Origin of the sequence: Flavobacterium sediminilitoris (assembly GCF_023008245.1) — a bacterium.
In the GTDB taxonomy this organism is placed as follows: Bacteria; Bacteroidota; Bacteroidia; order Flavobacteriales; family Flavobacteriaceae; genus Flavobacterium; species Flavobacterium sediminilitoris.
In genome coordinates this window covers 772936-785700 of sequence record NZ_CP090145.1, presented here as the reverse complement: position 1 = coordinate 785700, position 12765 = coordinate 772936, and the positions used below count along the sequence as shown (strand labels likewise).

The window sequence follows — 12765 nt, the reverse complement described above, 5'->3', positions numbered from 1 at the left end:
AATTTAATTTAGTTAGAATGAAAAAAATAATTATTACTTCGTTATTGCTTGTTTCAATGTTTAGTAATGCTCAAAATTTTCAAGGAGTTGCTGTTTATGAGTCAAAAACAAGTACAGCAGAAATGATGAAAAATTTTGGAGGGAATAGAGAAATTACTCCTGAAATGCAGAAAAACATTGAAGAAAGAATGAAAAGAATGTTTGAAAAAACATTTATACTAAATTTTGACAAAACTGCTTCAATTTATAAAGAAGAAGAAAAATTAGATGCTCCTGGACAACAAGGTGGTGGAAGAATCATGTCTTCAATGATGGGAGGTGGTGGAACGCAATATAAAAATGTAAAAGAAAAAACATATGTTGTAGATAAAGAATTCTTTAGTAAAGAATTTTTAATAAAAGATACTTTAACAACATACAAATGGCAAATGTCTGGAGAAACAAAAATGATAGGTAATTACACTTGTTTTAAAGCTACTGCGGTTGTTAAAACAGATGCTACAGATTTCAGAAATTTTAGAATGAGCGGGAATAAAGAAGAAGAAAAGAAGAAAAAAGATTCTATAGCGTCTAGCAAAAAAACAAATTTTATGAGCGATGATATAGAGCAAATAAAAGAAAAAACAATTACAGCATGGTATTGTCCAGAAATTCCAATTAATCAAGGCCCAGATAAATATTGGGGTTTGCCAGGATTGATTTTAGAAGTTAATGATGGAACAACTGTTTTGTTGTGTTCTAAAATAATTTTAAATTCAAAAGATAAAGTTGAAATAAAAGCATCTTCAAAAGGAAAAGAAGTAAGTCAACAAGAATATGACGAAATTGTAAAGAAAAAAATAGAAGAGATGAAAGAAATGTATGGTGGTCAAGGTAGAGGAAGTAGAGGAGGATTTCATTAAAATATTATCCAATCAATTTATAACCTCGACCACGACTATTGATAATTTCAACGGTTGGGTCGAGGTTTAATTTTTTTCTCAGTTTAGTGATAAAAACATCCATACTTCTTCCACTAAAAAAGTCGTCATTCTCCCAAACAGTATTTAGAATAATCTCACGATTAATAATCTCACCTTTATGCTGGATTAATAATTCAAGAAGTAACGATTCTCTGTTTGTTAATTTAAATGTTGCCGATTTATGTGTCAAAAGTTGATTCTCTATGTTGAATTGATATTCTCCAAGAGTATAATTTGTTTTCTTTGAAACTTGTTGCTGTCTACTCGTTAGAGAAATTATTCTAACAATTAATTCTTCTATACTAAAAGGTTTTTTAATGTAATCATTACAACCAATTTTAAACCCTTTTACAACGTCTTCTGTTTGAGATTTAGCCGTTAAAAATAGTATTGGGATTGTTCTGTTAATCTGTCTAATTTCTTCTGCGACATTAAATCCATCTTTTTTAGGCATCATAATATCTAAAACCAATGCGTCAAAATTTGATTTTTGAAATTTTTCTAGTGCTATTTCACCATTTTCACATAAAGTAACAATAAAGTTTCTGCTTTCTAAACTTTCCTTGATAATTATGCCCAATGAAACTTCATCTTCTGCTAAAAGTATTTTAATTTTAGTGTTCATTTGGTAAAGTTATTCTAAATATTGTATTGTTATTTCTGATTAATTCAATTGTCCCATTATGTTTTTGTATAATACTTTTAGTGTAGTACAACCCAATACCATATCCTTTTACATCATGAATGTTACCTTTAGGAACTCTATAAAATTTCTCAAAAATTTTTTTTTCTTGTGACTTTAAAATTGAATTTCCATTGTCTTTTATATCAATAATTATTTTTTTTTCAATTACATAACAATTTAATTCAATAAAATTCCCACCATATTTAATAGCATTATCAATTAAATTTGAAATAGCATTTTCTAGATAGAATAGATCCGCTTTAAATAAAATTTTATCAGTATTAAAAATAAAATCAATTTGCTTGTCTGTGATATTTTGATATTTTTTAATTATAGATTTTACAAAAGGAATCAAATTTATTTCTTCTAAGTTTAATTGTAATTCATTGGTATTTAAAGTAGCTGTTTCAAGTATTTTTTCAACCATGTTTTCCAATTTGTTTAGTTGATTAAATGACATGGAAATATATTTTTCATTTTTAATAGTATCATTTTCAGGATTAAATTTACTCATGCCTTCTAAGGCTACAGCTATAGTTGTAATGGGAGTTTTAAATTCATGAGTAATATTGTTTATAAAATCATTTTTTATTTCGTCAATTTTTTTCTGTTTTTTAATAATATAAAGAAGAAAAAATAAACATCCAATTACAGCTATAGAAAATATAATAGATAATGTTAATTCACCACTCATTCTCTTTATTAATATCTTATTGGAATACTCATAATTAAGATTAATTGTTTCATTTGGCTTGAGATAAGTTGAATTTGGTTTAATTTTAAAAGGAAGTTTTTCTTCTTTTTTTAAATAGATGTAAAATAAAGAGTCTTTTTTTAAATGATTAAATTCATAATTTAAAACTATATTTTTTCTATGTAATTCAGTCTTGAAAATAGAATCTAAAGTTTTATATTTTATAGTGTCATTCACAAAAGACATAGTTATTTTGTTAGGGAATTGTTCTATTCCTCCAATGGAATCTATAGCTTTTTTACCTTTTAAAACAATTATGTCTTTCACCTTTACGTCTTTAGGCGTGATTGGTTTTTTAATGTTGTTTTCTGTCTCTTCAAATTTAAAAGACATATCCGTTGTGCTTTCTTTTATAGGGGTAAAAGATTTTTTTTGTTCTTTTAATTTTTTTCCAAAGAAGGAATCAGTCTTAATTTTTTCAATAAAGTCTTCAATTTGAACAGTAGAATCTGTACTAAATACACTTATGAAGGTTTCTTTCGAAGCTTCATCAAAATATATTTCTAATGAATTGTCGTAAGCAATTTGTATCTCGTTTTTTAGCCTTTCTTCATTAGCTGTAAAATTTTTATAATTCCAATAGAATTGTAAGCAAATAGTAGATATTACTATTATAGAGATAAATGCAAATATTTTTTTTGTATTCAGTTTCATTTTTCAAAAATAACAACTATATGAGTATAAAATTTTGCGTTAACATACGTTAACAAAGTTTAACGCATTATTAAAAGTCAATGAACTTAATTTGCTTACATAATTTTAAATTAATCAAAATGAAAAATTTACTTTTTAGAATAGTATTATTAATTATTGTAACTAATAGTTTTGCACAAAACTTTCAAGGAATTGCTTTTTACTCTTCTCAAACTCAAATGAAAGACTTTAATATTTCTGGGGATAATATTACACCAGATGTAAAAGAAAGAATGATGGAAAAAATGAAGAAAGCATTTGAAAAGACTTATGAACTAAAATTTACAAGCACAGAGTCAATTTATCAAGAGGAAGAAAAATTAGCGGTTACCAATCCTTCTTCAGGAGGAATTAGAGTTGATGTGGGTTTTTCTGGTGGTAATGGTTCTAAGTTTTACAAAGATTTTAAAAAAAAGTATTATATAACAGATAAAGATATTTTTGGAAAAGAATTTTTAGTAATTGATTCATTGGAAAAATTCGATTGGAAAATAACAAATGAACAGAAAAAAATAGGAAATTATACATGCTTTAAAGCCCAAATTATTTTTCCTGTAACAGAAAAAGAAATAAAGGAATATGAAGAGTTTAAGAAAAAGAAAGAAGGAGATAAAACTAGTTTTTTTAGTTTAAGTGAACCTAAAGAAAAAATAATTGAAGCTTGGTACACAATGGAAATTCCAGTTTCAAATGGTCCAGGTAAATATTGGGGATTACCAGGATTAATTTTAGAACTTCATGAATCAAATACAACATATTTATGTTCAAAAATTGTATTAAATCCAAGTGATAAAATTGAAATAAAAGCCCCGAAAAATGGCAAGAAAGTAAATCAAAAAGAATTTGATGAAATACAAGAGAAAAAAATAAGAAGTATGATGAATGAAGATGGAGTTATCGAAATTAAAATGAATTAAACCTTATTAGTTTGTAATTGTCTAACTAAAATAGGTTTTATGATGTAACAAAATAATATAATTCTCGACTTCTTCTTATATGATAAACGAATACTATAAAAATGAATAATAATCTTATAATTGCCTTTTTACTTATTACTTCAATAGGTTTTTCTCAAAATATCCGCTTTGAAGGTATTGTTAAAGATAGTACAGGACTTGGATTGGAAATGGCAAATGTTATGGCTATTAACAACGATACAAAAGCTATGGATGCTTATGCAATTACTAATGAAAATGGTAAATTTATTTTAAACTTAAAAACGAATACATCGTATAAAATAAAAGCAAGCTACATCGGTTTCCAGTCTTTTGAAAAAAATGTCTCAACAACATCCAGTAATATGACTTATGATATTTCAATGGCTCAAGGTGTGCAGTTAAATGATGTGGAAGTAGTATATGAAATGCCAGTTTCCATATCAGGCGATACGATTATTTATAATTCTGATTCTTTTACAAATGGAACAGAACGTAAATTAGAAGATGTTTTGAAAAAATTGCCAGGAGTAGAAGTAAATAAAGATGGAGAAATTCAAGTGGAAGGGAAAACAGTTCAGAAAGTAATGGTTGAAGGAAAGGATTTTTTTGATGGAGATACAAAAATTGCTACAAAGAATATTCCAGCAGATGCATTAGATAAAATTCAAGTATTGAGAAATTACAATGAAGTGTCTAATTTAAAAGGACTTGAAAATAATGACGAAAATATTGCTATAAATATTAAGCTAAAAGAAGGCAAAAAGAATTTTTGGTTTGGCGATTTCACAGCAGGAATTGGAGTTGGGCATAAAGAAGATAGATATATTGTAAACCCAAAATTGTTTTATTATAGTCCAAAATATAGTATAAATGTTATTGGTAACATTAATAATATTGGAGAACTTCCTCTTACAATGCGCGATTATTTTAAATTTACAGGTGGATTTAGAAGTATGATGAGAAAAGGAGGTTCTAGTTTTAATGTTTCTTCAAATGATTTAGGAATTTTAGGATTAAGAAATAATCAAGCAGCAAATATTGATACTAAATTTGGAGCAGCAAATTTTAGTTATAATCCTTCAAAATCTTGGACTCTAAGTGGTTTTGGAATTTTTCTAGGAAATAAAACAGATGTACAAACAAATTCTGTAAATGATTTGCCAGAAGGAGCTTCAGCAAATAGTGTGGAAGAAAAAGAAGATATTTCAAGACAAAAAAGCGATTTAGGAATTTTTAAATTAAGTTCTAGTTATATTCCTTCTGCAAAAACACATTTTGATTATGATGCAATTGTAAAGTTTTCTAATCAAAAAGAGAATCAAAGTGTAACTTCAACCGAGTTAGGAGATATTTATACAAATAAAAAACAAAAACCATTCAGTATAAATCAAAATTTAAATTACTACTATACACTTGATGACAAGAATGTTTTTGCATTTGAAACTCAGCATTTGTATCAACAAGAAGATCCTTTTTATAATGCAAATTTGCAAAACTTGGCATTTAATTTAGGGTCAGAATACAATACCATGCAAGTACGTGACGATGTTTCTCAAAAGCGTTTTGTGAAAACAAATAAAACAGACATTAAGTTTGATTATTATTATATGCTTACACCAAAAAGCAATATAAACGTAACAGTTGGAAATACATATTCATATCAGAATTTTGATTCGCATATTTTTCAAGTTTTAGATAATCAAGCAGTAAACGATTTAAATTCGGAAGAAAGTAATAATGATGTAAGTTATGCGTTTAATGATGTTTTTTTAGGACTTCATTATAAATTTATAACAGGAAAATTTACTTTTAATCCAGGGTTTAGTGTGCATAATTATAATACAAAAGATATTCAATTAGGAGGTCAAAATAAACAAAGTTTTAATCGATTTTTACCCGATTTTTATGCGCAGTATCAAATTAAAAAATCAGAAAACTTAACGTATAATTTTTCATTGTCAAATAATTTTACAGACATTGTGAAGCTTGCAGAAGGGTTAGTTTTTTCTAACTATAATAATTTATTTAGCGGAAACCGTTTTTTAGAAAACTCACTATCACAAGTGCATAGTCTTCGTTATTTCAAATACAATATGTTTAATTTTGAAAATATATTTGCAAATATATCATATACAAGACAGGTAGATGCAATTAAAAATAAAGCATTGCTTACAAGTGCAAATCAAGTAACATCTTCAGTAAATATAGATTCTAATTTTGCAGATGAAACATTTTCAGGATCTGCAAATTATGGAAGGTCTTTTGCAAAATATTATAAAGCTTCAGCAGGATTTAATTTAAACTGGAGTAAATTTAATAATATTAGAGTGTTATCTTCAACAGAAGAAAAAGTTCAAACAACAGAATCATTTTCTCAAAATTATAATGTACGCTTCTCTACAAATTATAAAAAGATACCAAATATAAGTTTACAATACGCGTACGGTATAAATGATAATTCAAGTAGCGTTTTTTACACAGATAATCCCTCAGTAGAATTAGAATATTATTTTTTGAATGCTTTTTCTTTTGTTTCAGAATATAGTTTTTATCATAATAGAAATAGAGCAAAAACAATAGATACAGAATATGATTTCTTGTCTTCAAGTTTAACTTATCAAAAAAAAGATAGTAAAGTTGAATGGAAACTTTCAGGAACAAATTTATTAAATACAAAAGCTCTAAATAGTAATAGTTTCAATCAATTAGGAGGTACAAATAGCTTCTCAAGTTATATTGTTCAGCCAAGATATATAATATTGAGTATGAAGTATAATTTATAATCATTAACTTTTATAGATAAAAAAAAGACCTGCAATTGCAGGTCTTTTGTGTGTTATATATTTCTCTAAGAATTAGATGTTAAAAGCACTTTTTACTTTGTCTACAAAATCTAGTTTTTCCCAGGTAAATAATTCAACTTCAACTGTTTTTTCTTCACCATTTGGCGATTTAAAAGTTTTAGTAACAACTTGAGGAGTTCTTCCCATGTGTCCATAAGCTGCTGTTTCACTATAAATAGGATTTCTTAATTTTAGACGTTGCTCAATGAAGTAAGGTCGCATATCGAAAATTTCAGCTACTTTTTTAGCGATTTCACCGTCTGATAACGATAATTTGCTTGTGCCATAAGTGTTTACATATACATTTGTCGGCTCAGCAACACCAATTGCGTAAGAAACTTGTACTAAAATTTCTTCAGCAACACCAGCAGCTACTAAGTTTTTAGCAATATGTCTTGTTGCATAAGCAGCAGATCGGTCAACCTTACTTGGATCTTTTCCAGAGAAAGCACCACCACCATGAGCACCTTTTCCTCCGTAAGTGTCTACAATAATTTTTCTACCTGTTAATCCACTATCTCCATGAGGTCCACCTATTACAAATTTTCCTGTTGGATTAATGTGATATTTAATAGCATCATTAAATAGATGTGCATACTGAGAATTTTTTGCAATGACTCTTGGAATTAAAATTTCAATAATATCTTTCTTAATTTTTGCAAGCATTGTTGGTTCATCAGCAAATTCATCATGTTGTGTAGATACCACAATAGCATCAATACGAACAGGTTTGTTTTCGTTGTTATATTCTAATGTAACCTGAGATTTAGCATCTGGTCTTAAATAAGTAATTTCATTATTTTCTCTTCTTAATTCTGCTAGAGTTTGAAGAATTTCATGTGAAAGCTTAAGTGCTAAAGGCATGTATTCAGCAGTTTCATTAGTTGCATAACCAAACATCATTCCTTGGTCACCTGCTCCTTGTTCTTCTTTTGTAGCTCTGTCAACTCCTTGATTAATATCTGCCGATTGCTCGTGTATTGCTGATAAAATTCCACAAGAATTAGCTTCAAACATATATTCGCTTTTTGTGTAACCAATTTTTTTAATTACATCTCGCGCAATTTGTTGAACATCTAAGTAAATTTTTGATTTTACTTCACCAGCTAAAATTACTTGTCCTGTAGTTACAAGAGTTTCGCAAGCTACTTTAGATTCTGAATCAAATGCTAAAAAGTTGTCAATTAATGCATCACTAATCTGGTCAGCTATTTTATCTGGATGTCCTTCACTCACAGATTCTGACGTAAATAAATAAGCCATATTCTATATATTTTTTAAAATTAAATGAAGAAAAATTAAATTGCAGAAAATCTAAAGTAGTAGTAATTGTACTGCTTTAGCATTTTTTATTCCTTATCTTAATACAATATAGAATTTATTAAATTCTTGGTTAAGCAAAGAATAGAGGTTGCAATCAGTTCAAATTTCTCCTCTTATTATAGAGTGCAAATTTAAGTAATCGAATTGAATATCAAGTGTTTTTTTAATTTAATTTAAATTTTATTTTTAGAATCTAAAAAAAAGTAGTTTTGTAAAAAATAATTCTAAATTTAGCCTATATATTTGTTTTAAATTCTTTTTTTAGTGTTATTTTTAACAAAGTTTAGAAAATTAATCTATTTATTTTTTTTATAAAGAAAATAATTCTAAATTTGCTCCGTAAATAAAGAACAATGAAAATATTTTTTTGCAATATGTGTTGTATGATGTGGAAATATCCGCAGAGACATTCTATTGCCTAAAAGTTAATTATTTAAAATAGCCAATTGAAGCCTCTGCATTTTGTGGAGGCTTTTTTTATAACTCTCATTTACACTGATTAATAAAATAATATTTAGATAAAGAAATGACAAACAATAGTAATTATTTAGAACAATTAGAAAGTGAAGCAATTTACATACTTCGAGAAACGGCTGCACAGTTTGAAAATCCTGCATTACTATTTTCAGGAGGAAAAGATTCAATAGTATTGGTTCATTTAGCATTGAAAGCATTCCGTCCTGGAAAATTTCCATTTCCTTTAGTACATATAGATACTGGACATAATTTTCCTGAAGCTATTGCTTTTAGAGATTATCTAGTAAATAAAATTGGAGAAAAATTAATAGTTGCGTCTGTAGAAGATAGTATTAAAAAGTATAATTTGAAAGAAACACAAGGAAGGTTTCCGTCTAGAAATTCTTTACAAACGTATGCACTTTTAGATGCTATTCAAGATAATAATTTTGATGCATGTATTGGAGGAGCAAGAAGAGATGAAGAAAAAGCAAGAGCTAAAGAACGTATTTTTTCTGTAAGAGATGATTTTGGACAATGGGATCCAAAACTACAACGACCAGAATTATGGAACATTCTTAATGGTAAAATCCAAAAAGGAAATAATGTTCGTGTCTTTCCAATTAGTAATTGGACAGAATTAGATGTTTGGAATTATATTCAAAAATATAATATTGAGTTACCTAACTTATATTTCGCTCATGAAAGAGAATGTATTGTGTATCAAGATAGACTAGTAGCAACATCACAGTTTATTCAGCCGCTTGAAGGAGATACGGTAGTAGTGGAAAATGTAAGATATAGAACAGTAGGAGATATGACATGTACGGCTGCTGTGCCTTCAAAAGCAGAAACAATACAAGATATAATAGATGACATTGTTAAAACACGTTTAAGTGAAAGAGGAGAAACCAGATTAGACGATCAACTTTCAGAAGCTGCAATGGAAGATCGTAAAAAACAAGGGTATTTTTAAAAGAAAAGGAAGTAAAAATTAAAGTTAGTAAGCTTTAAAAAAAAAGTATATAAATGAACACATTACGATTTATTACAGCAGGAAATGTAGATGATGGGAAAAGCACATTAATAGGACGTCTATTGTATGATTCAGATAGTATTCATACAGACCAATTGGGTGTTTTACAAAAACAAACAAAACAAGAAGATGTTGATATTGATTTGTCATTAATAACAGACGGACTGAGAGCAGAAAGAGAACAAGGAATTACAATTGATGTTGCATATAAATATTTCTCAACCAAGAAGAGAAAATTTATTATTGCCGATGCGCCTGGGCATGAACAATATACTAGAAACATGATAACAGGTGCTTCAAATTCTGATTTGATTATTATTTTAATTGATGCAAGAAAAGGAATTACAGAACAAACAAAACGTCATGCTAGTATTGGTTCTTTAATGGGAATTCAAAAGGCTATCTTAGCTATAAATAAAATTGATTTGGTTAACTATTCGGAAACTGTTTTTAATCAAATTAAGTCTGATTTTGAAATTATAAAAGAACAGTTAAATTATAATGAAATAGATTATATTCCAGTTAGTGCTTTGGCAGGAGATAATGTTGTTGCTAAATCAAATGAAACACCTTGGTATGATGGGAAATCCCTTTTAGAAACTTTAGAAGAAGTTCAAATAAATTCAACAGAAAATTTAGTTTCTCGCTTTCAAGTACAATGGGTAATTAGACCAAAAGATGAAGTGTATCATGATTATCGAGGTTATGCTGGTTTAGTATTGAGTGGTGTTTACCAAATAGGAGATAAAGTTTCAATTTTGCCTGCAAATATTCAAACAACAATCGTAAATATTGAAAAAAACAACAATGTTGTTGAAAAAGCTTCAGCAGGAGAAAATATAGTGCTTCATTTTGAAAACAATATAGATATTAGTAGAGGAGATACTATCGTAAAAGTTGATGAAACTCCAATCGAGTCTAATCAAATTAATACTTGGATTTCATGGCTAGATGATACATCTCTTCAAATAGGAAAAACGTATATTTTACAACATCGTTTTAAAAATGTTAGAGTTAAAATTCAATCGATTAATCAAAAATGGAATGTAAATGATTGGGAATTTGTTAGTGCAGATGAGGTAAAACTGAATGATATAGCTCAAATAACCATAAAAACAAATCAACCTTTGCTCTATGATTCATTCACAGATAATCCAAAATCAGGAAATGCGATTTTAATAGACGAAACAAGTTTTAATACTGTTGGAGCTTTAATGTTTCTGTAAAAATTGAGAAATAAAGATTAAATGGAAAATGATAGAATAAAATTATTATACAAATCTAATTTTTTACAAACAAGAATATGTTTTGATAAAAAAGAAGTGGAATATTGGATAGAAAGTTTTTTTTCTTGGATTTTTTGCATCAACGAAGAATATAAGGAGTATACTTTTTTTAAAAGGCAAAAAGTTGAGTTAGAAGAAAAAATGACACAATTTTTAACACAAGTCGGATTATCTTCAACGGAAGCTGTATCCACTGCGACTGATTTTTTTGAAGATGTAATTGTTTTGCATGAAACTTTTTTATCAGACTTAAAAGTTGTTTTTGAATTTGATCCAGCAGCAAAATCAAAAGATGAAGTTCTTTTAACTTATCCTGGTTTTTTTGCAATCGTAATTTATCGTATTGCAAACCTACTTTGGAAAAAAGAAATTCCAATATTGCCTAGGTCTTTTTCGGAATATGCACACAGTAAAACAGGAATAGATATTCATCCAGCAGCTTCAATAGGAAAAAGATTTTTTATAGATCATGGAACAGGAGTTGTTATAGGTGAAACAACAGTAATAGGAGATGATGTGAAAATTTATCAAGGAGTAACATTAGGAGCTTTAAGTGTAAGTAAAGATAAAGCAAAGGAGAAAAGGCATCCTACTATTGAAGATAAAGTGGTTGTTTATGCAAATGCAACAATTTTAGGAGGAAAAACAACAATTGGAAAAGGAGCAATTATTGGCGGGAATGTTTGGATAACAGAATCAATACCTTCTCAATCATTAGTATTCCATAAAAGTGAAATTGTTATAAAATCAAAAAATCAATTTCCAGAGCCTATTAATTTTAGTATATAAATAAGTAAAAATAAAAATAAATAATTATGAGAGTAGAAAATGTTTTACAAACCATTGGAAACACACCAGTAGTAAAGATTAATAGATTATATGGTGAAAATAAAAATGTTTGGATAAAGTTAGAAAGAACTAATCCTGGAAACAGTATAAAAGATCGTATTGCATTAGGAATGATTGAAGATGCAGAAGCAAAAGGGTTGTTGAATGAAAATAGTGTTATTATTGAGCCTACTTCTGGAAATACAGGAATCGGATTAGCTCTAGTGGCTGCGGTAAAAGGATATAGAGTAATTCTAGTCATGCCAGAATCCATGAGTATTGAAAGACGAAAGTTAATGGAAATTTATGGAGCTGAATTTGAATTAACTCCTCGTGAAAAAGGAATGAAAGGAGCTATTGAAAGAGCAAATGAATTGGTAAAAGAAATACCTAACGCTTGGTCTCCTCAGCAATTTGAAAATCCAGCAAATGTTGAAGCACATAAAACAACAACAGCGGTAGAAATTATTCAAGATTTTCCAGAAGGATTAGATTATATTATTACAGGGGTTGGAACAGGTGGCCATATAACTGGGGTAGCTTCGGTTTTAAAACAAAAATTTCCAAATTTAAAAGTAATTGCAGTTGAGCCAGAATTGTCTCCTGTTTTAAGTGGAGGTGCTTCAGGACCACATCCATTGCAAGGAATTGGAGCTGGGTTTGTTCCAAGAAATTATGATGCTAATCTTATTGATGAAGTTATTCAAGTAACAAAAGAAGATGCTTTTGAATTCGCGAAAAATATTGCCCTAAAAGAAGGGATTTTAGCAGGAATATCTACAGGAGCTTCTTTGGCAGCGGTGGCTAAAAAAATAGAATCATTACCAGATAATGCTATTATTTTAACATTTAACTATGATACAGGTGAGCGATATCTTTCAGTAGAAGGATTGTTCTAAAATAAATTAATAATTTAAATTTTATAGTGCTATTTACTCTACTTGTTCTATAGAGTAATAGA

Annotated in this window: 10 protein-coding genes; 7 read left to right on the top strand and 3 right to left on the bottom strand. The window is 28.2% G+C overall.

Going from position 1 to position 12765, the window contains the following annotated elements; genetic code table 11:
* Positions 1-17: 17 nt before the first annotated feature.
* A complete protein-coding gene (locus LXD69_RS03685) occupies positions 18-902 on the top strand; it encodes a GLPGLI family protein (protein WP_246917659.1) in 885 nt (294 codons plus the stop codon).
* Between the two features lie 4 nt (positions 903-906).
* Here the strand turns inward: LXD69_RS03685 and LXD69_RS03680 are convergent, their stop codons facing one another.
* Both LXD69_RS03680 and LXD69_RS03675 read right to left on the bottom strand, forming a co-directional pair.
* On the bottom strand, positions 907-1587 hold the full coding sequence (locus LXD69_RS03680; protein WP_246917657.1) for a response regulator transcription factor: 681 nt from the start codon (positions 1585-1587) through the stop codon (positions 907-909).
* Positions 1577-3055, bottom strand: coding sequence for a sensor histidine kinase (locus LXD69_RS03675; RefSeq protein WP_246917655.1), 1479 nt, complete (start codon positions 3053-3055; stop codon positions 1577-1579). The genes LXD69_RS03680 and LXD69_RS03675 overlap by 11 nt, the downstream gene beginning before the upstream one ends.
* A 119-nt stretch (positions 3056-3174) precedes the next feature.
* Here LXD69_RS03675 and LXD69_RS03670 point away from each other — a divergent pair, with 119 nt between their 5' ends.
* A complete protein-coding gene (locus tag LXD69_RS03670; RefSeq protein WP_246917653.1) occupies positions 3175-4011 on the top strand; it encodes a GLPGLI family protein in 837 nt (278 codons plus the stop codon).
* 101 nt (positions 4012-4112) lie between these two features.
* Positions 4113-6815: a TonB-dependent receptor gene (locus tag LXD69_RS03665; RefSeq protein WP_246917651.1), complete on the top strand. Its 2703-nt coding sequence runs from the start codon at positions 4113-4115 to the stop codon at positions 6813-6815.
* Between the two features lie 72 nt (positions 6816-6887).
* On the opposite strand, the gene metK is transcribed toward LXD69_RS03665, so the two are convergent.
* Positions 6888-8138, bottom strand: a complete 1251-nt coding sequence (metK, locus tag LXD69_RS03660) for a methionine adenosyltransferase (protein WP_045970986.1) — start codon at positions 8136-8138, stop codon at positions 6888-6890.
* A 586-nt stretch (positions 8139-8724) separates the two neighbouring features.
* On the opposite strand from metK, the gene cysD reads away from it, so the two are divergent.
* Genes cysD through cysK form a run of 4 tightly spaced genes read left to right on the top strand, consistent with a single transcriptional unit; the run spans position 8725 to position 12703 of the window.
* Entirely contained in the window at positions 8725-9630 is a 906-nt protein-coding gene (cysD, locus tag LXD69_RS03655) for a sulfate adenylyltransferase subunit CysD (protein ID WP_045970988.1), read from the top strand.
* A gap of 53 nt (positions 9631-9683) precedes the next feature.
* On the top strand, positions 9684-10916 hold the full coding sequence (locus LXD69_RS03650; protein WP_246917649.1) for a sulfate adenylyltransferase subunit 1: 1233 nt from the start codon (positions 9684-9686) through the stop codon (positions 10914-10916).
* Between the two features lie 21 nt (positions 10917-10937).
* Complete coding sequence (epsC, locus tag LXD69_RS03645; protein WP_246917646.1) at positions 10938-11765, top strand: serine O-acetyltransferase EpsC; 828 nt, start codon at positions 10938-10940, stop codon at positions 11763-11765.
* 26 nt (positions 11766-11791) lie between these two features.
* The gene (gene cysK / locus LXD69_RS03640) at positions 11792-12703 is read left to right on the top strand and encodes a cysteine synthase A (RefSeq protein WP_045970994.1); all 912 of its coding nucleotides are present in this window, start codon (positions 11792-11794) and stop codon (positions 12701-12703) included.
* Positions 12704-12765: the final 62 nt, after the last annotated feature.